At 38.5% G+C, this 24,943-nt stretch carries 23 protein-coding genes; 18 read left to right on the forward strand and 5 right to left on the reverse strand.

Translation table 11 applies throughout. The annotated features are described in order from the left end of the window. Positions 1–310 precede the first annotated feature (310 nt). The 8 genes from J0J33_RS04800 (at position 311) to J0J33_RS04835 (ending at position 11,467) form a co-directional block, all read left to right on the forward strand. On the forward strand, positions 311–1,732 hold the full coding sequence (locus J0J33_RS04800) for an NCS2 family permease (protein ID WP_019292048.1): 1,422 nt from the start codon (positions 311–313) through the stop codon (positions 1,730–1,732). 77 nt (positions 1,733–1,809) lie between these two features. Continuing rightward, complete coding sequence (locus tag J0J33_RS04805) at positions 1,810–2,910, forward strand: YdcF family protein (protein ID WP_019293088.1); 1,101 nt, start codon at positions 1,810–1,812, stop codon at positions 2,908–2,910. 75 nt (positions 2,911–2,985) lie between these two features. Then, a complete protein-coding gene (locus J0J33_RS04810; protein WP_206888327.1) occupies positions 2,986–3,990 on the forward strand; it encodes a competence protein CoiA in 1,005 nt (334 codons plus the stop codon). After that, entirely contained in the window at positions 3,974–5,779 is a 1,806-nt protein-coding gene (pepF, locus tag J0J33_RS04815) for an oligoendopeptidase F (RefSeq protein WP_165719444.1), read from the forward strand. Before J0J33_RS04810 ends, pepF begins: the two co-directional genes overlap by 17 nt. After that, positions 5,779–6,462, forward strand: coding sequence for an O-methyltransferase (locus tag J0J33_RS04820; protein ID WP_019292044.1), 684 nt, complete (start codon positions 5,779–5,781; stop codon positions 6,460–6,462). The genes pepF and J0J33_RS04820 overlap by 1 nt, the downstream gene beginning before the upstream one ends. Before the next feature lie 97 nt (positions 6,463–6,559). After that, on the forward strand, positions 6,560–7,468 hold the full coding sequence (locus tag J0J33_RS04825) for a peptidyl-prolyl cis-trans isomerase (RefSeq protein ID WP_019293085.1): 909 nt from the start codon (positions 6,560–6,562) through the stop codon (positions 7,466–7,468). A gap of 249 nt (positions 7,469–7,717) precedes the next feature. Then, entirely contained in the window at positions 7,718–10,336 is a 2,619-nt protein-coding gene (gene alaS / locus J0J33_RS04830; protein ID WP_206921813.1) for an alanine--tRNA ligase, read from the forward strand. 339 nt (positions 10,337–10,675) lie between these two features. Next, positions 10,676–11,467 (forward strand): MurR/RpiR family transcriptional regulator, encoded by a 792-nt coding sequence (locus J0J33_RS04835; RefSeq protein WP_019293083.1) that lies wholly within the window; start codon positions 10,676–10,678, stop codon positions 11,465–11,467. A gap of 17 nt (positions 11,468–11,484) precedes the next feature. Here the strand turns inward: J0J33_RS04835 and J0J33_RS04840 are convergent, their stop codons facing one another. Both J0J33_RS04840 and J0J33_RS04845 read right to left on the reverse strand, forming a co-directional pair. After that, complete coding sequence (locus J0J33_RS04840; protein WP_240265610.1) at positions 11,485–11,742, reverse strand: aquaporin; 258 nt, start codon at positions 11,740–11,742, stop codon at positions 11,485–11,487. Between the two features lie 108 nt (positions 11,743–11,850). Further along, the gene (locus J0J33_RS04845; protein ID WP_061413523.1) at positions 11,851–12,408 is read right to left on the reverse strand and encodes a histidine phosphatase family protein; all 558 of its coding nucleotides are present in this window, start codon (positions 12,406–12,408) and stop codon (positions 11,851–11,853) included. A gap of 303 nt (positions 12,409–12,711) precedes the next feature. Between J0J33_RS04845 and J0J33_RS04850 the strand changes: the two genes are divergently transcribed. The 9 genes from J0J33_RS04850 to phoU all read left to right on the forward strand — a co-directional run bounded on the left by J0J33_RS04850 (position 12,712) and on the right by phoU (position 20,965). Next, complete coding sequence (locus J0J33_RS04850; protein WP_206888334.1) at positions 12,712–14,145, forward strand: 6-phospho-beta-glucosidase; 1,434 nt, start codon at positions 12,712–12,714, stop codon at positions 14,143–14,145. A gap of 67 nt (positions 14,146–14,212) precedes the next feature. Beyond that, on the forward strand, positions 14,213–14,680 hold the full coding sequence (smpB, locus tag J0J33_RS04855; RefSeq protein ID WP_019292037.1) for an SsrA-binding protein SmpB: 468 nt from the start codon (positions 14,213–14,215) through the stop codon (positions 14,678–14,680). A gap of 179 nt (positions 14,681–14,859) precedes the next feature. Then, positions 14,860–15,753 carry a PstS family phosphate ABC transporter substrate-binding protein gene (locus J0J33_RS04860; RefSeq protein ID WP_206888336.1) on the forward strand — a complete coding sequence of 298 codons (894 nt, stop codon included), beginning with the start codon at positions 14,860–14,862 and terminating at the stop codon, positions 15,751–15,753. A 229-nt stretch (positions 15,754–15,982) separates the two neighbouring features. Continuing rightward, positions 15,983–16,834 carry a phosphate ABC transporter substrate-binding protein gene (locus tag J0J33_RS04865; protein WP_019293080.1) on the forward strand — a complete coding sequence of 284 codons (852 nt, stop codon included), beginning with the start codon at positions 15,983–15,985 and terminating at the stop codon, positions 16,832–16,834. Between the two features lie 14 nt (positions 16,835–16,848). Next, positions 16,849–17,772: a phosphate ABC transporter permease subunit PstC gene (gene pstC, locus J0J33_RS04870; RefSeq protein ID WP_004258934.1), complete on the forward strand. Its 924-nt coding sequence runs from the start codon at positions 16,849–16,851 to the stop codon at positions 17,770–17,772. Next, complete coding sequence (pstA, locus tag J0J33_RS04875; protein WP_014024391.1) at positions 17,772–18,659, forward strand: phosphate ABC transporter permease PstA; 888 nt, start codon at positions 17,772–17,774, stop codon at positions 18,657–18,659. The genes pstC and pstA overlap by 1 nt, the downstream gene beginning before the upstream one ends. Before the next feature lie 18 nt (positions 18,660–18,677). Beyond that, the gene (gene pstB / locus J0J33_RS04880) at positions 18,678–19,481 is read left to right on the forward strand and encodes a phosphate ABC transporter ATP-binding protein PstB (RefSeq protein ID WP_014024392.1); all 804 of its coding nucleotides are present in this window, start codon (positions 18,678–18,680) and stop codon (positions 19,479–19,481) included. A 13-nt stretch (positions 19,482–19,494) separates the two neighbouring features. Continuing rightward, positions 19,495–20,256 carry a phosphate ABC transporter ATP-binding protein PstB gene (gene pstB / locus J0J33_RS04885; RefSeq protein WP_004258923.1) on the forward strand — a complete coding sequence of 254 codons (762 nt, stop codon included), beginning with the start codon at positions 19,495–19,497 and terminating at the stop codon, positions 20,254–20,256. Positions 20,257–20,311: 55 nt separating this feature from the next. Continuing rightward, positions 20,312–20,965: a phosphate signaling complex protein PhoU gene (gene phoU, locus J0J33_RS04890; protein WP_003134981.1), complete on the forward strand. Its 654-nt coding sequence runs from the start codon at positions 20,312–20,314 to the stop codon at positions 20,963–20,965. A 33-nt stretch (positions 20,966–20,998) separates the two neighbouring features. Here the strand turns inward: phoU and serS are convergent, their stop codons facing one another. Further along, positions 20,999–22,270 (reverse strand): serine--tRNA ligase, encoded by a 1,272-nt coding sequence (serS, locus tag J0J33_RS04895; protein ID WP_206888339.1) that lies wholly within the window; start codon positions 22,268–22,270, stop codon positions 20,999–21,001. Positions 22,271–22,611: 341 nt separating this feature from the next. Between serS and J0J33_RS04900 the strand changes: the two genes are divergently transcribed. After that, entirely contained in the window at positions 22,612–23,289 is a 678-nt protein-coding gene (locus J0J33_RS04900; RefSeq protein WP_206888342.1) for a YitT family protein, read from the forward strand. Positions 23,290–23,359: 70 nt separating this feature from the next. Here the strand turns inward: J0J33_RS04900 and J0J33_RS04905 are convergent, their stop codons facing one another. Both J0J33_RS04905 and J0J33_RS04910 read right to left on the reverse strand, forming a co-directional pair. Beyond that, a complete protein-coding gene (locus J0J33_RS04905; RefSeq protein WP_004258908.1) occupies positions 23,360–23,740 on the reverse strand; it encodes a DUF956 family protein in 381 nt (126 codons plus the stop codon). A 105-nt stretch (positions 23,741–23,845) separates the two neighbouring features. Next, positions 23,846–24,943 carry a PTS system mannose/fructose/sorbose family transporter subunit IID gene (locus tag J0J33_RS04910; RefSeq protein ID WP_017368922.1) on the reverse strand — a complete coding sequence of 366 codons (1,098 nt, stop codon included), beginning with the start codon at positions 24,941–24,943 and terminating at the stop codon, positions 23,846–23,848.

The raw sequence follows: 24,943 nt of genomic DNA on the forward strand, positions 1-24,943 counted from the left end.
GCTGCTTTTGGTCTAGGTTACTTTTTAAAAAATAAGATGTGGAGTGTTCATTATTAAGTAATCTACAAGACACTATGAAAAATAAAATTTATGTTTTTGACAACAATTATTAAAATGGACGAACTTTTATAAATATTTATAAGTCTTTAGTTCGGTATTTACGAACATATACGGACTTGTTTTTTTAAATGACTCGAAATTCCTTGTTTCAAACTTAAAATTTATTTATACTGAACATGTATCATTTTATGACGTGTGTCACGAAAAACGAATGTGGCATGCAACTTTTTATTAAAAGGAGAATTTATTCGTGAACAAGTTCTTTAAACTTGAAGAAAACGGCACTACTGTGGGCCGTGAAATTATGGCAGGTATTACTACCTTCTTTGCTATGAGCTACATCTTGTTTGTCAATCCTGATGTTTTAGGATCAACAGGGATGCCCGTTCAGGCAGTTTTCTTAGCTACTATCTTAGCTTCAATTGTGGGTTCGGTAGCTATTGGTTTAATCGCCAATGTTCCTTATGCCCTTGCACCAGGTATGGGAATTAACGCCTTCTTTGCTTATACTGTTGTTCTTTCATTAGGCTACACTTGGCAAGAAGCTTTAGCAATGGTCTTCATTTGTGGTATTGTCAATATTATTATTACATTTACTTCAATTCGTAAAGCAATTGTTTTAGGAATTCCTGAGAGCTTACAACACGCTATTGGTGGTGGTATCGGTATTTTCATCGCTTATATTGGTATTAAAAACGCTGGTATTCTTGAATTTATTGCATCACCAGGTACTTATACGGATAACCACGGCACTATCACTGCAGATTCAACAATTGTTCCTGGCTTAGTTAAATTTGATGATCCTGGTGTTCTTGTTGCTTTAGTTGGTATTTTAGTAACAATGTTCTTTGTTCTCCGTAAATGGAAAGCAGGGATTCTCTTGTCAATCGCAGTAACGACTGTACTTGCACTTTTAACAGGTGTTACAAAAGTTGATATGTCTACACTTTTTGCAGACAACAATCTCGGGACAGCAATCAACGAGATGGGAACAACTTTTGGTGCTGCTTTTGGTCCTAAAGGTTTTGGTAGTTTATTTTCTGATTCATCTCGAATTATTGAAGTTTTGATGACAATTTTGGCCTTCTCGTTAACCTCAATCTTTGATCCGATTGGTACGTTCATTGGTACAGGTCGTAGCACAGGAATCTTTACAGATCAAGATTTTGTGGATATGGCAAATAGCAAAGGTTTCTCATCTAAAATGGACAAAGCACTCTTTGCTGACATGATTGCTACACCAATTGGTGCGATTTTCGGAACTTCAAATACAACTGTTTATGTAGAATCAGCAGCTGGTATTGGAGCAGGCGGACGTACAGGATTGACTTCGATTGTCGTTGCTGTGATGTTTGCGATCTCAAGTCTTTTCTTACCATTACTTGCCATTGTTCCAACGCAAGCAACGGCTCCAATTTTGATCATTGTAGGTATGATGATGTTGTCATCATTCAAGGAAATCAACTGGTCTGAATTGAGTGAAGCTATTCCAGCCTTCTTTGCTTCAGTATTTATGGGTCTTGGCTACTCCATCTCATATGGTATTGCTGCTGGCTTTATCACTTATATCTTCTCAAAACTCTTTACAGGTAAGATTAAAGAAGTAAAACCAATTATTTGGGTTGTGGCAATCGCATTTGCATTAAACTTTGCAGTACTTGCTATTCTCTAAAAAACACCACTATAATTTGTACACTATCATGAGAGAAATCCGCTTTTATCAGCGGATTTTTATGTTAAAATAAAGACATGGAGACACCACTTATTATTGCATTTTCGGTGATTAGTTTTTTAGCTTTAATCCCGACCGTCATTTTTTACACAAAGTCGCATCGTTTGAAGGATATGAGAACTTTACGTTTAGGACGACTTACTATTGGTTTTTTAGCCAGTCTTTTTGTACTGTTTAACGGTATTATGGGGATTCTTTTTTCGGCTAATTATAATTCACATTCCAATATCATTTTAGCCATAATTATTATTGAGCTTGCCCTCTTTTTGATTCCTACTTTTATGATTAGTTTTGTCGTACCTGTGGGGATTGTGGTTTTAACGATTAAAATGTGGCGCCGTGAATCACATAGTTTAGCGAATTTGATTTTGCCGGCCATTATGTTTGTCTTTTTTCTAGTCGATTGGCTCTATATTCGCGTTTCTACTTTATCTGAAGGTTGGCTTTGGCTACAGCTCTTGAGCTACGTTTATCCTGTGTTGGCCTTTTATCTTGTCTGGCAATTCACGGTTTTCTTTTTTGCTAGCTGGACATATGGACGTCGTTTCCGTAAAAAGTCTTCAAAATATCACGTGGTTCTAGGCTCTGGACTGATTAATGGCCAGTTTGTTAGCCCCCTTTTAGCTAACCGTATCCGTGCAGGAATAAAGGCTGCAAATGATAAAACTATAATGGTTTTCTCTGGGGGACAAGGTAGTGATGAACAACTTGCGGAAGCACTAGCGATGCAAAAATACGCTGTCGAAGAACTGGGATTTCCCAAAGAACGAACCTTGGTTGAAGATCAATCAAAAACAACTTTTGAAAATTTAAAATTTTCATCTCAGTTGATTGAAAAAAATGAACAGAAAGCCAATGAAGAATTTCTCTTTTTCTCTTCAGACTATCACGTTTTCCGAGCGGCTCTCTTTGCTGCTCAACAAGGATTAAATGCGCAAGGAGGGATTGGAGGAAAAACACCTTTGTACTTCCGTCTTCCAGCATTTATTCGTGAGTTTATCGCAGTGATGAACAGTCAAAGACGTAAACATATTTTTTGGGTTGGCTTAATCACAGGTGTATTCATAGCATTTGCTCTTTTTATTCTTTTTATGGATCACTTTGTACTTAACCGTTAAGATATAAAGACTCGGATTTTCCGAGTTTTTTTGTTTGCCTTGTGACTTTTAGAGCTATTCTTCGTACTATTTGATATGTTAATAGCTTTGGATAAAGACGGAAAAACAATTAATCTCCTTGACAATTCTTCAATTAGTGGCCCTTTTTATTGCCCAGCCTGTAAGTCGCCCCTTCGTTTAAAAAAAGGGAAGATAAAAATTCCTCACTTTGCTCACATATCCGTAAAAAATTGTGACTCTTGGAGCGAAAATGAATCTGCACAACACTTGGGCTTAAAACTCAGTTTGTATCAATGGTTTAAGAAAAAAGAGAAAGTTGAGTTGGAAAAGTATGTGCCAGAAATTAAGCAAACGGCTGATTTGTTAGTAAATGATAAACTTGCTATTGAAATACAGTGTTCGCCGCTTTCTTTGCAACGTTTAGAAGAGAGAACGGTAAGTTACAAAGAAAAAGGATATTATGTCCTTTGGCTTCAAGGAAGGGACTTATGGCTTAAGAATAACCTATCATCTTTGCAGAAAAATTTGCTCTATTATTCAGCAGTGAGAGGTTTTTATTTTTGGGAATTAGACTGGAACAGAAAAAAACTACGGTTGAAATCATTGGTTTATCAAGATTTGAAAGGACGACCGATTTATCTTACTGAAGAGTTTGACTTCTTTCAAGAGAGTCTCTTAGAGCTCTTACGCCAACCCTTTCGAGAAGGAGAAGATCTTAGTTTAGATGCTCCAAAACAGGAAGAGTTACAGTTGTTTGTTCAGAAACAACTGTATTATCAAGTGCCAAAATGGCTTAAAATGCAAGAAAAATATTATGAACAAGGAAAAAATTTGCTAGACCTCAATTGGAATAAGAGCTACTGGAGTCCTCCAGGCTTAAACTTATTGACCTTTGACTTTTCCGATGATACGCCAGAAAGCTTTTTTCAAGTAGATACTCCCTTGGAAAAATATTATCACAGCTTCTATGAAAGTTTTCAGTTACAAGAACACGAAAAACTGCATACACCAAGCTTCTATGCTATAATTAAAGATAAAAATAAAGTGAAAAACGGAGAATGGAATGGCAAAAAAACGTGATGAAATAGCTGAAAACTTAACTTGGGATTTGTCAACTGTGTTTGAAAACGATGCCGCCTGGGAACTAGAACTTAAAAGAGTTTCGGAAAGATTAGGGACGGTAAAGCACTACGAAGGACATCTTCTAGATAGCGCTCAAAGCTTATTAGAAATCACGGAAATTGAGCTGGAAATCTCGCGTGCTGTGGAGAAGGTTTATGTCTATGCCTCAATGAAACATGACCAAGATACGCAAGTGAGTCGTTACCAAGAATACGAAGCCAAAGCCACAAATTTATATGCCAAGCTTGGAGAAACCTTTGCTTTTTACGAGCCGGAATTCTTAGCTTTAACGCCAGAACGTTATGCAAGCTTTAGAAGAGAAGAACCCAAACTGGAGCAATATTCTCATATGTTTGACCGCCTTTTTGCTAAAAAGGAGCATATCTTAAGTCCAAAAGAGGAAAAACTCTTAGCCAGTGCTAGTGAGATTTTTGGTGCAGCCGCCGAAACTTTCGAAATTTTTGACAATGCTGATATTGAGCTTCCGATGATTAAAGATGAAAAAGGGCAGGAAGTACAGCTGACACACGGTAATTATATCTCGCTCATGGAAAGTAAGGAACGTCAGGTGCGAAAGGCAGCTTATCAAGCCCTTTATAGCAACTATGAACAGTATCAGCACACTTATGCTAAAACGCTACAAACAAATGTAAAAGTCCATAATTTTAAGGCGAAGATGCGTGGCTACCATTCAGCCCGTCAAGCAGCTTTATCAAGTAATTTTATTCCGGAAGAAGTTTACGATAAGCTTTTGGAGTCGGTTAATAAATATTTGCATCTTTTACATCGTTATATTAAATTGCGTGAGCAAATTTTAGGGTTAGAGAACGATTTAAAGATGTATGATGTCTATACACCCTTATCGGACTTGGATTATAAGTTTAACTACTCCGAGGCAGTGGAGAAAGCGGAAGAAGTTCTTCAAATTTTTGGACCTGAATATGCTAACCATGTTAAAAAAGCCTTTGAAGAGCGGTGGATTGATGTAGCTGAAAATAGCGGTAAACGTTCGGGTGCTTATTCAGGGGGATGCTATGATACAAATGCTTTTATGCTGTTAAACTGGCAAGAAACTTTGGATGATTTGTTCACCTTAGTACATGAAATGGGCCACAGTATGCATTCCACATTTACACGAGAAAATCAACCTTATGTTTATGGGGACTATCCAATCTTTCTTGCAGAAATTGCTTCAACAACCAATGAGAATATCTTGACTGAAAGTTTACTTGCGGAGTCGACAGATGAAAAAGTGCGATTTGCTATTTTAAACCACTGGCTTGATGGTTTCCGTGGCACTGTTTTCCGTCAAAGCCAATTTGCTGAATTTGAACATGAGATTCATAAAGCTGATCAAGAAGGAAAAGTTCTGACTAGCGAATTCATGAACCAGCTTTATGCGGGGCTGAATGAAAAATACTACGGTTTAGCTGCTCAGGAAAATCCTGAAATTCAATATGAGTGGGCTCGCATTCCGCACTTCTATTATAATTTTTATGTCTTCCAATACGCAACAGGATTTGCCGCAGCAACTTATCTTGCTGAGGCTATCGTTAATGGTGGCCCAGATGCGCGTGAAAAATACCTCACTTATCTCAAAGCAGGATCAAGTGATTATCCGCTGGCTGTGATTGCTCAAGCAGGTGTGGATATGGAAGAAACAACATATTTAGAATCAGCATTTGCTGTTTTTGAAAAACGTTTAATTGAGCTAGAAAAATTAGTCGAAAAAGGAGCCCATTTATAATGGTTTTAACATACAAGAGAACAAGTAATCCGATGATGAATCGTCCCGTAGTCAAGGAGGAAATTGTTGACTTCATGCGCGAGCGTCAAACGCAAATTACTGGTCCACTAAAGAATGTTGAGACCTTTGCTCATGAGAACAATATCCCGATTATACCTCATGAAACAGTAGTGTATTTCCAAATGCTTTTGGATTTAATGAAGCCCCAAAGAGTTTTGGAGATAGGAACTGCTATTGGTTTTTCTGCACTTATGATGGCAGAAGCAGCACCAGATGCTGAAATAATTACTATCGATCGTAACCCAGAAATGATTGCCTTGGCTAAGGAAAATCTAGCTACCTATGATTCAAGAAAACAGATCACTCTCTTAGAAGGTGATGCTGCCGATCTTTTGGCAGATTTGCAAGGGGAATTTGATTTTATCTTCATGGATTCAGCGAAATCAAAATATGTAGAATTTCTGCCTCGTGCCATGGAGTTGCTTTCGGAAAATGGTGTGATTATCATGGATGATATTTTCCAAGGCGGAGAAATACTTATTCCAATTATGGAAATTAAACGGACGCAGCGTGCACTTGAACGTGGGCTTCGTCGTCTCTTTGATGAAGTTTTAGACAACCCTAAATACCGCGCAAGTATGGTTCCTTTAGGAGATGGAATATTAATGATTAAGAAAGTTTGACATTGTAAATCAGTTTAGGTTTATTTAATGTTTTGTGTTATAATATTGTTACAAGAAACAAATGTATCAAGGGAATATACCCAACAAGGAGAAAACTTTGAAATTTAAAAAATTGAACATCTTACTCGCAACAGCTGTTGCGGCTTTAGGACTTGTCACACTTTCAGCTTGTGGAAATAATAACTCTACTGGAGCTAATATTATCACAATGAAGGGTGACACAATCAATGTAGGAGATTTCTACAGTGAAGCTAAAACTTTTCCAAATATGCCTGCCACATCTCTTTTACAAAATTTGACAATGTCAAAAATGTTTGAAAAAGATTTTGGCGATAAGGTTTCAGATAAAGATGTTCAAGCGAAGTTTGACGATACTAAAAAACAAATGGGCGAACAGTTTGCAGCAGCTTTGCAACAACAAGGATTTACTGAAAAGAGTTATAAATCTTACGTTCGTCTTCAACTCTTACAAGAATATGCCATTGAGAAAAAAATCTCAGACACACAATTTACAGATGCTAACTTGAAGGCAGCTTGGGCAGATTTCCATCCAGAAGTTGAAGCGATTGTTGTTCCAGAAACAACTAAAGATGCAGCAACTAAGGCAGTAAAATCTGCGAAATCAGATGCAGCTAAGTTTGAGAAAGACAATGCAAGCAACAAGCAAAAATTTGATTCAACAAGTACTACAATTCCAAAAGAAGTTCAAACTGCAGCCTTCAAATTGAAAAATGGTGAAGTTTCTGATGTTATCGAATCAGCAAATGCCTCAACTGGTGCAACAAGCTACTATGTTGTGAAAATGATTAAAACTTCAGATAAAGGTTCAGACATGAACAAGTATAAAGATAAACTTAAAGATGTAATCAAGGCAGAAAAAATGGCAGATACAACTTATGTTGCTGGTGTGATTGGTGAATACCTTAAAGCACATAATGTCACTGTGAAAGAAGAAGCCTTCTCAACAATCTTCTCACAATTTACATCAAGTTCATCATCTAAATAAATGAATGAAATGACTTTACAGAGAGTCGACATGTGGTGAAAGTCGATAAGTCAACGTGCTGAAAACCTCAAGGTTTTCAAATAGCAGGGAAACTGCTTTACCAAGCAAAAAGAGACGATGGATTCATCGTGAATGAGGGTGGTACCGCGTGAGTGACGCCCCTCGTTTACGATGAATTTTTTGTTTTTATATTGTGTTTTTATTCACAAATCGAAAGTAAATGAAAATTATTTTATTAGGAGAATAGCTATGAAAAAAATGACTTCAACAGAAGTACGTCAAATGTTCCTTGATTTCTTCAAATCAAAAGGGCATTCTATCGAACCTTCACAATCTTTAGTACCAGTGAACGACCCAACTTTACTCTGGATCAACTCTGGTGTTGCGACATTGAAACAATATTTTGACGGTTCAGTTGTGCCAGAAAATCCACGTATTACAAATGCGCAAAAATCGATTCGTACAAATGATATCGAGAACGTAGGTAAAACAGCGCGTCACCATACAATGTTTGAAATGCTTGGAAATTTCTCAATTGGTGATTATTTCCGTGAAGAAGCTCTAGCTTATGCGTGGGAGATGCTTACAAGTAGTGAATATTTTGATTTTCCAGCAGAAAAACTTTACATTACTTACTACCCTGATGATAAAGATACATTTAACCGTTGGGTGGAGCTCGGTGTTGATGCAAGTCATTTAGTTCCAATCGAGGACAACTTCTGGGAAATTGGTGCAGGACCTTCAGGACCAGATACAGAAATTTTCTTTGATCGTGGTGAAGCTTACGATCCTGAAAACATTGGTTTGAAACTCTTGGCTGAAGATATCGAGAATGACCGTTACATCGAAATCTACAATATCGTTTTGTCACAATTTAATGCTGATCCAGCTATTCCACGTAGCGAATATAAAGAGTTGCCACAGAAAAATATTGATACGGGAATGGGACTTGAACGTATGGTTTGTATCATCCAAGGTGGTAAAACAAACTTTGATACGGATCTTTTCCTCCCTATCATTCGTGAAATTGAACGTATTTCTGGTAAAACTTACGATCCAGATGGCGACAACATGAGTTTTAAAGTTATTGCGGATCATATCCGTGCACTTAGCTTTGCTATCGGTGACGGTGCTTTGCCAGGAAATGAAGGACGTGGCTATGTTCTTCGTCGTCTCCTTCGTCGTGCTGTTATGCACGGTAAAAAATTAGGCATTGAAGGTAAATTCTTGGCTCAATTTGTTCCCGTTGTAGGTAAAATTATGGAGTCATACTACCCAGAAGTCCTTGAAAAACAAGATTTTATCATACAAATTATTGACCGTGAAGAAGAAGCTTTTGGCCGTACAATTGATGGCGGAAGCAAACTCTTAGATGAATTGCTTGCCAAACTTAAAGAAGAAGGCAAGACAATGCTTGAAGGGCAAGATATCTTCCGTCTTTACGATACTTATGGTTTCCCAGTAGAGTTAACTGAAGAATTAGCTGAAGATGCTGGTTTCAAGATTGACCATGAAGGTTTCAAAGCAGCGATGAAAGAACAACAAGATCGTGCACGTGCTGCTGTCGTTAAAGGTGGTTCAATGAGCGCACAAAACGAAACACTTCAATCCATCAAAGAAGAATCTGAATTCCTTTATGATGTTGAAAAATATGATGGCAAACTTCTTGTGGCAGTTAAAGATGATGAAAAAGTGGATACCGTCAGCGGTGAAGCGCAACTTATTTTCGATAAAACACCATTCTACGCAGAAATGGGTGGACAAGTTTCTGACCACGGTGTAATCAAAAATGCTGCAGGCAAAGTTGTTGCAGAAGTTAAGGATGTTCAACATGCACCAAATGGTCAAAATCTTCATATGGTTGACATTCTCTCTACTCTTGTAGTCGGTGAAACTTACACACTTGAAATTGATGCAGAACGCCGTCATGGTATCATTAAAAACCACACAGCAACTCACTTGCTCCATGCAGCATTGCACAATATTGTAGGTGAACATGCACTTCAAGCAGGATCACTTAACGAAGTAGAGTTCCTTCGCTTTGACTTTACACACTTTGCTCCTGTAAGCAAGGAAGAATTGGCTGATATCGAACGTCAAGTTAACGAAGTGATTTGGCAATCATTAGCTGTGGAAACGGTAGAAACTGATATTGAAACTGCTAAAGAAATGGGTGCAATGGCTCTCTTTGGCGAAAAATATGGTAAAAATGTCCGTGTCGTTAAAATTGGTGATTACTCTGTCGAACTTTGTGGTGGTACACATACAGCAACAACAAGTGAAATTGGTCTCTTCAAGATTATCAAAGAAGAAGGTATCGGATCAGGCGTTCGCCGTATTGTTGCCGTAACAGGCCAAAAAGCTTATGAAGCATTTAAAGATGCTGAAAATACGCTCAATGAAGTCGCAGCAGTTGTGAAAGCACCACAAGCTGCTCAAGTTGTGTCGAAAGTAACAGCTATGCAAGAAGAGCTTAAAGCGGCTCAAAAAGAAAATGATGCATTAGCAGGTAAATTAGCTGCAAGTCAATCTGATGAAGTCTTTAAAAATGTTCTTAAAGCAGCAGGTACAAGTTATATTGCTAGTGAAGTTGCAGTACCAGATGTAAATGGTCTACGTAATCTTGCAGACATCTGGAAACAAAAAGAGTTGTCCGATGTTCTTGTCCTTGTTGCAAAGATTGGTGAAAAAGTGAGCCTGTTAGTGGCAAGTAAAACAGCTGATGTTAAAGCTGGAAACTTGATTAAAGAGCTTGCACCTTACATTGACGGCCGTGGAGGTGGTAAACCAGATATGGCCATGGCCGGTGGATCGAAAGCCGCTGGAATTCCAGAACTTATCGAAAATGTAGGTTCAAAACTTTCTTAATAATAAAATAAAAAAACTTTTAGTAGCTGATTAAGTCTAACTGGAAGTTTTTTTATATAGAGGTACATCTCAATATTACTATTTCGAAGAAATAAAAAAATGTAATGTGAAAAAGTGATCTGTATAGGAACTTTTTGATAAATTTAGTTTCCATTTTTCATTATCATCATGTTCTATTACATGAATGAGATGTTTTAAACATCCCGTCTAAATGCCTGATTATAAGGAGAAACGAGCTGTATTTATAGTTGATAGTTTTTATTTGCTCCTGTATTTTGTAATAAAAAATGTGCTATACTGGATGCAAGAGTAAGGAATACGGTAGAGGGAGAGAAAAAGATGCTTGAAGATAATAAGCTTAATGCGCTCAATGATTTGGAAAGTAAAATTTTTGAGGAAGTTGTTAAAGCACCAGAAATTATCATGAACATGACCATTCGTGAATTTGCTTCGACTGTCCATGCTTCGCCTACGACAATTGTACGTATGACACATAAGTTAGGTTTTTCAGGCTGGAATGAACTCAAGACTTATTTGCAAAAACAAAAACACCAAATTTCGCTGAAAGCAGAAGATCCAAAGTATGATAATCTTCTTGCCTTCGAGCTCTTTACTAAACGTTTATTGAGTCCTGAATATACTGCCCTTATTGATGAGGCTGCAAAGCTCCTAGAAGAAACCGAGTATACGGTTTTTATGGGTGTTGGAACTTCAGGTGCCTTAGCGGATTATGGCACAAAATATTTTAATAATGCCGGATTACCTGCTTTTGAAGTCATTGATCCTTATCAACCACTAATGACAAATAATGCCAAAACAATGACAGTTGTAGCACTCTCTATTTCTGGGAAGACCAACTTTATTATTGCTCAGATTGTTGCCTATAAAAGAGATGGCGTTAAGGTTATTGCAATCACTAATGAAGTAAATAACACAATGGCTAATATGGCCGATATTTCTATCCCCTATAATGTGGCACATGAGGGTTCAAAGGTACACGCATTGGGGAATTTAACGACACAACTTCCTGTGATGGCTATTTTAGAACAATTAGCGCATAAGACACAGGAAATACGCCAAAATAAGAAAAATAAACTGATTGATGACACATTTAAAAGCAACTTTGTTTAAAGTTGCTTTTTATTTGTTTAATAAATCAGTTGCTTGAATAATAAAGCGGCCAGAACAGCGCCAACAAGAGGTGCAATTGCCGGAATCCAAGCATATGCCCAATCAGAAGTCCCCTTATGTTTAAGTGGTAAGAGTGTATGCACAAGACGAGGACCTAAATCTCGTGCAGGATTAACTGCAAAACCTGTTGTTGAACCTAAAGATAAGCCTAAAGAAATGATAATAACGGCGCTAAAACCAGTACTTACTCCTGAAGGAAGTTCGCTTTGTCCCACAGCTAATACAGCCAGAACAAGAAGTGCTGTCCCCTATCATTTTTATATCCTTAAAATTTTCTAGAAAGTTCAAAAGGCATCGGCTATGCTCGATGAGGAAGATACCTTTTATAACAATGAGATTGATTCGATAAAGGTAAAGATTCCTTCATCATAAGTAAAATGAAGACAAGCCAAGTTACCGAGTGGCACAGGAGGTTGACTCTCAAAGTTAAAAACTTTCTCCTGGGTAAAAAAATGCATTGCTGCACCGTGAGAAAGGGCGAAAACCTTATCGTGCTTGTTTAAACATTCTGATAAACTTTGGTACATCCGCTCAGAGACCTGATGACTGCTTTCACCACCAAAATTTTTGAAGTATGTCGTTTTATCTATAGGCTCCAAGTAATCACTATGCCCCTCATAGGCTCCAAAATTCATTTCTTTAAGACCTTTCAGGCGGCTATATTCTTGATTGGGAAATAACAATTCTAGAGTGTCAGAAGCCCGCTCTTGTGTGGAAGAGTAGAAGGCATCAAAGCAAAGTCGTTTTGCTCGAAGTCGTTCTCCTGCCTTAAGCGTATCATCGATTCCTTTTGGTGTCAGTGGCGAATCACTCCAACCTTGCGTGCGCCCTTGCACATTAAATAGAGTTTGAGCGTGGCGCATTAAATACAATTCTTTCATTAAGAGCTCTCCAGTTGTTTATTTGTGCATTTATTATACCTTTTTCAAAAAATGGAAGCAAACGCTCTCAGGAGTTCTTTCGTATTATTAAGGAATTGGTTGGAACAGCGTGATATGTATATTTAAGAGAAGTTAACAAAATAATATGGGTTGTTTTTTAGCCTTTTGTTTCGAGAAATAGTAACAGACTTTCCGTATTTCCGACAGATTGCTCTGATAATTTTTGCTATAATGAAAATATTGATAACGCATACATTACATTGATGTATCTACAATAATCTAAATTATACAAAGGAGCATATAATGCCATTATCTAAAGATTTTCTCTGGGGCGGTGCAACAGCTGCCAACCAATATGAAGGCGGCTGGGATCAAGGTGGCCGCGGACTTGCCAATGTGGATTTGGCCCCACATGGCTCACGCCGTGAAGCTATTATTTTAGGACTTGAAAAGCATTTGCAGCCAGAAGAAGGACTTTTCTATCCTGGACATGAAGCTATTGATTTTTACAATCACTGGCAAGAAGATATTGCCTTGTTTGCTCAAATGGGATTCAAAACTTTCCGTATGTCCATTGCTTGGTCGCGGATTTTCCCAAAAGGTGATGAAACTCAACCTAACGAAGAAGGATTAATGTTTTATGAAAAGGTCTTTAAAGAGCTACGTAAGTATGATATCGAGCCTTTAGTGACCATTACGCACTTTGATATTCCAATGCACTTGGTAACAGAATATGGGGGCTGGCGTAATCGTAAGCTGGTTGGTTTTTATGAAAACTTAGTCACTGTCCTCTTTACACGCTACAAAGGTCTGGTCAAATATTGGCTTACCTTTAATGAAATCAATGTGCTCTTGCACGCTCCGTTTATGGGCGCAGGTGTTTATATTGAAGAAGGAGAGAATCGTGACCAAGTCCTCTTTACTGCGGCACACCATGAACTTGTTGCCTCAGCCTTGGCGACAAAAATTGGCCACCAAATAGATCCGGAAAATAAGATTGGCTGTATGGTAGCTGCTGGAGATTACTATCCTTGGGATTCTAAACCAGAAAATGTTCGTGAAGCGCTCGATAAAAATCGTGAAAACCTATTCTTGATTGATGTACAAGCACGTGGCAAATATCCAAATTATTTCTTGAAACAGCTGGAACGTGAGGGCCTTACTTTGCCTATACTGGAAGGTGATGAGGAACTTCTTGCTCATAATACTGTTGATTTTGTATCCTTCTCTTACTATTCAAGCCGCGTTGCGAAAGTTCAGGAAGAAGGGGATGAAGAAACATCAGGTAATATCTTCGCCTCAGTTAAAAACCCTTATCTCAAAGCATCTGAATGGGTCTGGCAGATTGATCCTGTGGGGCTACGCACAACCATGAATACACTTTACGATCGCTACCAAAAACCACTTTTCATTGTTGAAAATGGTTTAGGAGCTATAGATAAACCAGATGAAACGGGTTATGTAGCAGATGATTATCGTATCGCTTATATGGCTGAACACATTTCTGAAATGATTAAAGCAGTCGAGCTGGACGGAATCGAGCTTCTGGGCTATACTTCATGGGGCTGTATTGACTTGGTATCGGCTGGAACAGGCGAGATGTCTAAACGTTATGGTTTTATCTATGTTGATCGTGATGACCAGGGAAATGGAACCCTAAAACGTACACCGAAGAAATCATTTGACTGGTATAAAAAAGTGATTACTTCAAATGGGCAAGATTTAAGCAATAACTAATCGAAAAATTTGAAGCTAAACTTTTGAAAGAAAAGCAACATCCCTACTTTTTTGCTATAATAAAATTATGGTAAAAAATACAGTAGATAAGCCCCTGGCCCAAAATAAAAAGGCCCGGCATGATTATGAAATTTTTGAAACGTTTGAGGCAGGGATTGTTCTAACAGGAACAGAAATCAAATCGGTTCGTCAAGCAAAAATTCAACTTAAAGATGGTTTTGCTCGGGTACGAGATGGTGAAGTTTGGCTTTCAAATGTTCATATTGCACCTTTCGAGCAAGGAAACATCTTTAATGTGGATGAACTTCGCACGCGTAAACTTTTACTTAAGAAAAAAGAAATCGTGAAGATTGAGAAGGAGTTGACAGGAACCGGAATTACTTTTATTCCTTTAAAAGTTTATCTGAAGAATGGTTTTGCCAAGGTTTTAATGGGACTCGCACGAGGAAAAAAACAGTACGACAAGCGTGAAACACTCAAACGTAAAGAGCAAAATCGTGATATTGCTCGTCAAATCAAGGCCTACAATCGCTAAAAAGTAAGAGACAATTGTTTCTTGCTTTTTTTGTAGCAATAATAAAAAGTAAAACCGTTTACTTAGCGTTTACCTAGTATTTACTAAGCATTTACAATTAGAGGTTACCAACAGTGTTAAGATAGTATTGTAAGCGAAAGAGCTTACGGAGAACATAGAAAATTATTGGAGAAAATCTCATGAATAAAAAGTTACTTTCTGGAATTATCGCTGGTGCAGCTCTGTTGACGCTTGCAGCTTGTGGAAATGGCAATTCATCGTCTAATAGCAGCTCAGGAAGCTCAACGCCAGCTTCAGGTAAAATCATCGCTGGAGGTTCAACAGCCTTGCAACCTATGGTACAACAAGCTTCAACTGAGTACACAGCTAAAAAACCAGAAGTTCAAATCACTGTACAAGGTGGTGGATCCGGTGTAGGTTTGACTCAGGTCTCAACAGGAACCTTCCAAATCGGCAACTCTGACATCTTTGCAGAAGAAAAATCAGGAATTGATGCTTCTAAATTGAACGACCATAAAGTAGCTGTCGTTGGTTTTGCTCCAATTGTAAATAAAGATATTAACATTGATAATCTCTCAACACAACAACTTAAAGATGTCTTCACAGGAAAAGTGAAGAACTGGAAGGAAGTTGGAGGTCCGGATGAAAAAATCACAGTAATTGGGCGTGCAGCAGGTTCAGGTACACGTGTGAACTTTGATAATTTAGCTCTTGGGGGCGAAAAAGAAGTAGAAGGTCCGACGCAAGATGCCTCAGGTACGGCAGTAACTATGGTCTCTCAAACACCTGGTGCAATCTCCTATGTTGCCTTTTCTTACCTTGATAAGAGTAAAGATATCAAAGCAGTCAGTATTGATAATGTAAAACCAACAGATGAAAATGTTGCAGACAATAGCTACAAAGTTTGGTCATACGAACACATGTATACTAATAAAGAAAAAGAAACAGCAGCCGAAACAGATTTTATCAAATACGTGACTGAAGATACAAAAACAATCAAGGAACTTGGCTATATCCCGGTTTCTGATATGAAAGTTGAACGTGACGCTCAAGGAAAAATCACAAATAAATAAGAAATAAGAGTGAGCAGAGTAAAGCATTAAAATTTTCTTTTCATACCTTTGGTTTTACTTTACAAAAACTTATTCTTTTAGAAAATCCTTGTTCTTAATGATGATGCAAAGAGCAAGAGTACTTGGGCCGTGTCTCAGGTGCTCTCTTTGCCGTTCCATTTACAAACTGTTTACATTGTAAGCGGTAAGCTTTTGCTTATTTATGGTTGATTTATGCTAAAATAAGGATATGAAAAAGAAAATTTTAATGGCTTTATTTGCAGCAATGAGTCTTGTGACTTTAGCGGCATGTGCGCCCAACTCAAATCAAGTCACAGTAGGTGGCTCAACGGCAATGAAACCACTGGTTGAACAAGTTTCCTTGGACTATATGAAGAAATATCCAGAAGATATTATTATGGTTCAAGGTGGAGGCTCAGGTGTTGGACTTGCACAAGTGGTCGCAGGCTCTTTCCAAATTGGTAACTCAGATATCTTTGCAGAGGAAAAATCAGGAATTGATGCTTCTAAAATTACAGGAAATAAGGTTGCAGTTGTCGGTTTTGCACCAATCGTGAATCGAAATTTGGATTTATCAAATGTCACTCAAGATCAACTTATTGATATTTTCACCGGAAAAGTAAAAAACTGGAAAGAAGTTGGCGGTCCAGATCAAGAAATTACGGTTATCGGACGGACGGCAGGTTCAGGAACACGTGTCAATTTTGATAACCTTGCCTTGAATGGTGCGCGGGAAATTGACGGCCCTACTCAAGATGCTTCTGGTTCGGTTGTACAATTGGTTGGTCAAACACCAGGTGCAATTTCTTATGTTTCGTTCCCTTATATCCACAAGCCAGGGATTAAACCACTGAACTTAGATGGGGTTGAACCTACAGATACAAATGTAACAACTAACAAGTGGAAAATTTGGTCTTACGAACATATGTATACCAATAATAAAAATGAGAACTTTGTAGAAAATCGCTTTATCAACTATGTTAAAAATGACAAAGTAACACTGAGAAAACTCGGCTACATCCCTGTAACGGAGATGAAAATTGATCGTGATTATAAAGGTAAAGTTACACCAATTAAATAATTAGTAAGGTAGTTATGGAAAACTCAAAAATTAAAGAAAAATTACTTTCAAGTTCAAAAGATTCACGCTTGGAAAAATTTGGTAGGACATTGACATTCTTGTGTATCGCAATTATCGTTTTTGTCGTTGGACTTATTCTGGTCTTTGTCGCTCAAAAAGGTCTTTCAACTTTCTTTGTGGATGGTGTGAATCCGTTCCGTTTCCTCTTTGGAACACATTGGGAGCCTGGAGCAATCGGCCCTGACGGGAAACCTGCAGTTGGTGCTTTACCAATGTTTGCGGGCTCTTTAATCGTTACTGTGCTTTCAGCTTTGGTGGCAACTCCTTTTGCCATCGGAGCAGGAATCTATATGACAGAAATTTCGCCAAAATATGGTGCGAAAATTTTGCAACCGGTTATTGAACTTTTGGTAGGTATCCCTTCAGTTGTTTATGGATTTATCGGTTTGACTGTTGTTGTACCTATTATCCGTAATACATTTGGTGGAACAGGCCTTGGCTTGCTTGCGGGGGTGTTCGTACTCTTTGTTATGATTTTACCAACAGTTACTTCAATGACTGTCGATGCGCTTAAAGCCATCCCACCTCATTATCGTGAAGCTTCCCTTGGTTTAGGGGCAACACGTTGGCAAACCATTTGGCGTGTCTTACTGCGTGCCGCAGCACCTGGGATTTTAACTGCAGTAATCTTTGGTATGGCGCGTGCCTTTGGTGAAGCCTTGGCCATCCAAATGGTTGTTGGTAATGCCGTAACAATGCCACAAGATTTGGTTTCTCCGGCTTCAACTCTAACTTCAATTTTGACATCAGGTATTCCAAATGCTACACCAGGTATTCAATTGAATGCCCTTTGGTCACTTGGCCTCCTCCTTCTCCTTATGTCATTGGTATTTAATATTGCGATGCGTGCTATCGCTAAGAAAGGGAGCCTTAAATAATGAATGCAAAACGCACAGATAAAATTGCCACTGGCGTGCTCTATGCACTTTCAGGTATCATTGTTGCAATACTCGCTTTTCTCTTGATTTATATTTTAGTTAAAGGTTTACCTTTTGTATCTTGGGAATTCTTAACAACACCTTCAAATCCATTGACTGGCGGCGGTATCGCTATTCAACTTTTTAACTCAGTTTACTTATTAGTTGTGACTTTAATTATCTCAATTCCACTTTCATTGGGTGCGGGAATTTACCTTTCAGAATACGCCAATCAAAAACATTGGTTGACTGGTGCAGTTCGCTCAGCAATTGAGGTATTGTCATCACTTCCTTCAATCGTTGTGGGTCTCTTCGGTATGTTGCTCTTCGTTATTCAGTTTGGCCTTGGTTTCTCTGTCTTATCCGGTGCCCTTGCTCTTACAGTCTTCAACCTACCTTTGATGACACGTAATGTTGAGGAATCACTCCGTGCCATTCCGACAATGCAACGTGAAGGTGGCTTGGCTCTCGGTTTATCAAAATGGGAAACAGCCACTAAAGTCATTTTACCAGCAGCAGTACCGGGGATTTTAACAGGGGTTATCTTATCTTCAGGACGTGTATTCGGTGAAGCGGCAGCTTTGATTTATACTGCGGGTCAAACCAACTTGCCAATCAACTGGGCCAACTGGAATCCTATGTCATTGACAAGCCCATTGTCACTCTTCCGTCCTGCTGAAACATTGGCCGTACATATTTGGGCTTTGAACACTGAAGGAACAATCGCAACAGCAACTCAGATTTCTGCAGGAGCTTCTGCAGTACTGATTATCTTTGTATTGCTGTTCAACCTTGGGGCACGTTTCCTCGGAAATCGCCTCCACAAGAAACTCACATCTGGAAATTAGTAAGGAATATAGAAAAATATGGCAACTTATGATTGGAACGAACGTCACATTTTGACTTTCGACAAAAATATCGCTCTTTCAACAAACGATTTGCGGGTTTTCTATAATGGCACAAAAGAAGCAATTCATGGTGTCTCTATGCAATTTCCTAAAAATCAAGTGACGGCTTTAATTGGCCCTTCAGGTTCTGGTAAATCAACTTATCTCCGCGCGCTTAACCGTATGAATGATACGATTGATGGTGCACGAGTTACAGGTGAAATCATGTATGAAGGTGTCAATATCAGTGACCCTAAAGTCAATGTTTACGAAGTCCGTAAGCAAATCGGTATGGTTTTCCAAAGACCAAATCCTTTCCCAAAATCAATCTATGAAAATATCGCTTTTATCCATCGTCGTGAAGGCATAAAAGATAAGAAAAAATTAGATGAAATCGTGGAAACATCGCTTAAGCAAGCAGCTTTATGGGAGCAAGTCAAGGACAACTTGAACAAGTCAGCCTTGGCACTTTCTGGTGGTCAAGCACAGCGTTTATGTATTGCACGTGCCCTTTCGGTTAAACCGGAAATTATCTTAATGGATGAGCCAGCTTCAGCTTTGGATCCTATCTCTACAATGCAAATTGAAGAAACAATGACCGAACTTAAGAAAGACTATACGATCATTATCGTTACGCACAACATGCAACAAGCCAGTCGTGTTTCTGACTATACAGCATTCTTCTATTCAGGCGACTTAATTGAATACGATGAGACAAGCAAAATCTTCACACAGCCAAATCTTAAAGCGACAGAAGATTATGTTTCAGGACACTTTGGATAATCGAGAGGACAATATGACAAAAGAAGCAATTTTAACAGTCAGCGACCTTTCGCTGTATTATAGTAAGAAAAAAGCGCTCAATCAAATCAATATGGAATTCTATCCTAATGAGATTACAGCACTTATTGGCCCTTCTGGATGTGGAAAATCAACGCTTTTGCGTTCAATTAACCGCATGAACGATTTAATTCCAACAGTAACAATTACGGGCGCAATTATGTACAAAGGACATAACATCTACAGTCCAAAAGTGGATACCGTAGATCTTCGTAAAGAAATCGGCATGGTCTTTCAGCAACCAAATCCTTTTCCATTTTCGATTTATGAAAATGTTGTTTATGGTTTGCGTCTCAAAGGTGTAAAAGACAAAGCTTTGCTCGATGAGGTCGTTGAAAATTCACTTAAGGCTGCAAATATTTGGGATGAAGTAAAAGATATTCTTCATACTTCAGCGCTTGGGTTATCTGGCGGACAACAACAACGTGTGTGTATCGCCCGTGTGCTTGCTGTCAATCCTAAAATCATCTTGCTTGATGAACCAACGTCAGCTCTAGATCCAATTTCGGCAGGGCATGTAGAAGAGACACTTTTAGAACTTAAAGAAGATTATACTTTGGCTATTGTTACGCACAGCATGCAACAGGCTTCACGTATCTCTGATCGTACTGCCTTCATGCTTAATGGTGACTTGGTTGAAATGGACAATACGAAAAAAATCTTCCTTAACCCTGAAAAACAGGAAACAGAAGATTATATTGCTGGTAAGTTTGGATAATATGGTATGATGTAAGGAGCACCTATTGCTCTGAGCTTAGTTAAGAGGAGAAAAAATGTTACGTACACAATTCGAAGAAGAACTCAATAAACTTCACAACCAATTTTATTCAATGGGAACACAAGTATCTGCACAATTGAATAAAGCAGTTCGTGCCTTTGTGAGTCATGATCGTGAGTTGGCAGAAGATGTCATTACAAGTGATGAAATGATTAACCAATTGGAAACAAAATTAGAAACAAAATCACTGGAAATGATTGCTTTACAACAACCAGTGTCAGGAGACTTACGTACGATTATCACAGTGCTTAAAGCCTCAAGTGACTTGGAACGTATGGGCGATCATGTAACTTCAATCGCTAAGGCGGCAATCAACCTTAAAGGTGAAGAGCGTATCCATGAAGTCGAAGAAGACATTTCCCTGTTAGGTGAAAAAGTGAAATCAGTGGTTGATGCTTCCTTGAATGCTTATATTCAAGGCAATGATAAACGTGCGCGTGAAATCGCAGACCAATACCAAACGGTTAAAAATATGAGCGGTGAAATCCAAGAAAAAATCTTGGAAGCAATGAAAGAAAATACAGAAACAATCACGACAGGTAAAGATTACTTGATGACTCTTGTATTCTTGGAACGCATTACCGGCTATGCGGTTAACCTTTGTGAATGGATCGTTTACTTGAAATCTGGGAATATCGTTGAGTTGTAAAATAAAAAACTTGCATTTGCAAGTTTTTTTGTTTTATTTAATAACTTCTAAACCACCCATGTATGGACGAAGAACTTCAGGGATAGTTACTGAGCCGTCTTCGTTTTGATAGTTTTCAAGGATTGCAGCAACTGTACGGCCAACAGCAAGTCCAGAACCATTTAAAGTGTGAAGCAGGTTAACTTTGCCGTCTTCATCACGATAGCGAATTTGGGCGCGACGTGCTTGGAAATCTTCACAGTTTGAACAACTTGAAATTTCACGGTAAGTATTTTGGGCAGGGATCCAAACTTCCAAGTCATAAGTTTTAGCGGCAGAGAAGCCCATATCGCCTGTAGAAAGTGCGATTACACGATAAGCTAAACCGAGTTTTTGGAGAATGTTTTCGGCATTGACAACCATTTTTTCTAGTTCATTGTAAGATTCCTCAGGGCGTGCAAATTTGACCATCTCAACTTTATGGAATTGATGCAAACGAATCAAGCCACGTGTATCACGGCCAGCTGAACCAGCTTCAGAACGGAATGAAGGAGACATTGCTGTGAAGTAGATTGGGAGTTCAGCATTATCCAAGATTTCACCACGGTAGTAGTTGGTCAAAGGTACTTCAGCAGTAGGAATGAGCACAAAACCACGGTCATCATTTACTTCAAAAGTATCTTCTTTGAATTTTGGATATTGACCTGTACCGAACATAGAATCTTGATTGACCATATAAGGCGTAATCATTTCAGTATAACCTTCTTTAGCATGTTCGTCCAACATAAAGTTATACAAGGCGCGCTCTAAACGTGCTCCAGCGCCTTTATAGAAGAGGAAACGAGAACCGGTAACTTTACCGCCACGTTCCCAATCAAGGATACCAAGAGACTCTCCTAAGTCCCAATGAGGTTTAGGTTCAAAGCTGAATTCAGGCGTTTGACCATGACGACGAATTTCAACATTATCATCTTCATCAGCACCTACAGGCACATCATCATGTGGCAAGTTGGGAAGCGTTGTTGTGTAAGTGGTCAACTTTTCTTCAATATCAGCAAGTTCAGCATCAATAACTTTAATATCAGCAGAAACTTGTTTCATGGCAGTGATTTTTTCAGATGCATCGCCTTTTTCACGTTTAACCAACGCGATTTCATCAGATACGGCATTACGTTCTTTTTTTAAGTTCTCAGATTGTACGATCAGTTCACGACGGCGTACATCAAGTTCATGGAGTTCTTGCAGTGTTTCTTTTTTAACACCACGTGTTTCCAATTTTGCGGCTACTCCGTCAAAGTCTGCACGGATTTTTTTGATATCAAGCATAAAATCTCCTTTTAATATAAAATAAAAAGCCCTAATTCTCCTGAAAGAAGAATTAGGGCGCTATAAGCACGGTTCCACCTAAATTTCCTATCATAAGGATAGGACTTTAGTTCCCTTATCGCGAGAAACACGTTCCTATTTTCATAGGATAAAATCAAACAAGAAGCAGAATGTTTAAAGAATCTTTACTTGTTTTCACCACCCACAAGCTCTCTTGAAAAAGATAGTCTCAAAACTGACTTCTAATGTCATTCTATCAGAAAATTTAAAACTTTGCAAGCGCCTCATAAATCATTAGTTCTTTAAATTCCTAAATGGTATTATAGAATAAAGGGGGTCCTATGTCGATCATTGGAGTAAAGATAGATAAGCAGTTTATAAAAGATTTAATTGTTCTTATTGTAGGAGTGGGTTTTTATATTTTATCGGTAAGACTTTTTGTTATTCCTAATTACTTAGCAAGTAATGGGATTGCAGGTTTTTCAGTATTTGTTGATTTTGTTTTTGGAATCAACCCAGCACTGACTTTCTTTGTAGTTAATATTCCCTTGTTTCTCTTTGGGTGGAAATTGTTGAGCCGAAGAGAGCTTTTGCTGAGTGTTCCTGGTGCAGCTGTGATGAGTTTATGGATGCTGGCTTATGAGGCGATGGGAATTAACGGTTTTCAATTTAATCAAATTATTTTCGCTGGTATTTCTGACGGTATTTTATCAGGAATAGGTGCAGGACTTGTTGTAGTATCCAACGGGACTTTTGGCGGTTCAATCCTCTTGAGTCGAATTATGGAAGATCGCTGGCAATTTACGATTGACCGTGTCTTGTTTGGAATTGATATCGTCGTGATGGCACTATCTTTAGCGACTTATCTGGCCTTTCCAAACTTTGCTGTCACTCTCTTGTCATGTTATATTTTCAGTAAAGTCACACGCTTTATTGGACGAAAGGACTACCGTGACAAGATTTTAGATCGTCTATATTTTAATTTATTTAGACGTGAACGAAACGGAACAGATACTTAATCAAGAAAATCATGGTGCATGTGCAGTATGTTTTTTTTTATAAGAAATAGCCCCCGATGGAGGCTATTTCTTATTTCTTTTTACGGCGGAAGAGGCTAAAGAATTTATCAAAGAATCCTTTTTGACGGACGACTTTTTCATTTCCAATATATTGTCGGATGTATTTTAAGACAGTTCCAGACTCTTTGGCAGCAAAACGAACTTTTTGCTCATTACGAAAGACGATGATAAACTGACGTCCAATTTTTACTTTTCCGTTTTTGGAAACAGAAACATCACCTTCCACACGTTTAATAGAGGCCCAAGGGAATTGCATGTTCTTTTCAACATTAGTATCATTGAAAAACTCGAAAGCTCGGTCTCCAATCATAATTTTACCATATTCAGCAAAGCCAAGATAAGCAATACCAGCAGTGGTAAAGTCGACTTTAGTATTCAGTGATTGTGCCAATTTAGTGCTCCTAACGATATTATAATATATTTATTATAGCAAAAATAATCTTAATAAAAAATCGCCGCGAGTACACGACGATTTTGTTCTTGTTTTAAAATCTTATTAAGCAAGACCTGCAACGTGAAGTACGATACCAAGAACGAACATACCAATGATGATGAACAATGGTGCGTTTTTGTTTTTCCATTTGCGCAAGATCCAAAGCACAAGGAAAGTCAAGAGCAATGCGATAAATCCAGGAATTAATGAATTGAACACGTCTTGAAGTGATTGTGTTTGTTCCGGACTCAAGCCAAGACCAGATGATACTTGACCTAAGATGTTGTGCAATGTAGAACCGTCAACTGTGTTAAGTTGATCAACAGTTACGTAATGTGCGAAACCGTCTTGACCAGCAACACCGTTACCAACAACGTTACCTGCTTGGTCTAACCAATCAAACTTAGCAACACCGTCGCCAGTAGTACCTGTTTGGGCACCTTGAACAACGACTTTACCTGCTTTGTCGATCCATTCACCAACGTAAGCACCATCTGCCAAAGGTTTAGATGGGAGCATAGCGTTAGGACCAGTGAAGCTGATGTTAACCCAACGTTGGATCAATACACCAAGGATGAACATACCAAGGATAGATGCACCTTTAGTAATTTGTTGAAGCATTCCTCCACCGAGGTCGCTTGTAATTGCAGTACCTTGTTTGTAACCAAACTCTTGTGTATACCACAAGAAAGCGATACGGATTGCATTCCAAACAACGAAGAAGAAGATTGGAGCGATAATAGAACCACCAGTTGCAAGTGAGGCAGCGATGGCACCAACGATAGGACGTACTGTGAACCAGAAGACTGGGTCACCGATACCAGCGAGAGGTCCCATCATACCGACTTTCACACCTTGGATAGCTGCTTCATCGATTTCAACACCGTTAGCGATTTCTTCTTCAAGGGCCAATGTAACACCGACGATAGGTGCGGCTACATATGGGTGAGTATTGAAGAACTCCATGTGGCGTTTCAAAGCTTCTTTAGCTTCTTCAGAACCTGGTTTGTAGAACTGTTTCAATGCAGGGATGATTGAATAGAGGAAACCAAGGTTTTGCATACGTTCGTAGTTCCAAGAACCTTGAAGGAACATTGAACGGAACATAACGCTCAAGCGTGTGTTTTTAGAAAGGCTAAACTTTTTATTTGTATTTTCCAT

The organism is Lactococcus sp. LG1267, from assembly GCF_017309545.1.
Classification (GTDB): domain Bacteria; phylum Bacillota; class Bacilli; order Lactobacillales; family Streptococcaceae; genus Lactococcus; species Lactococcus petauri.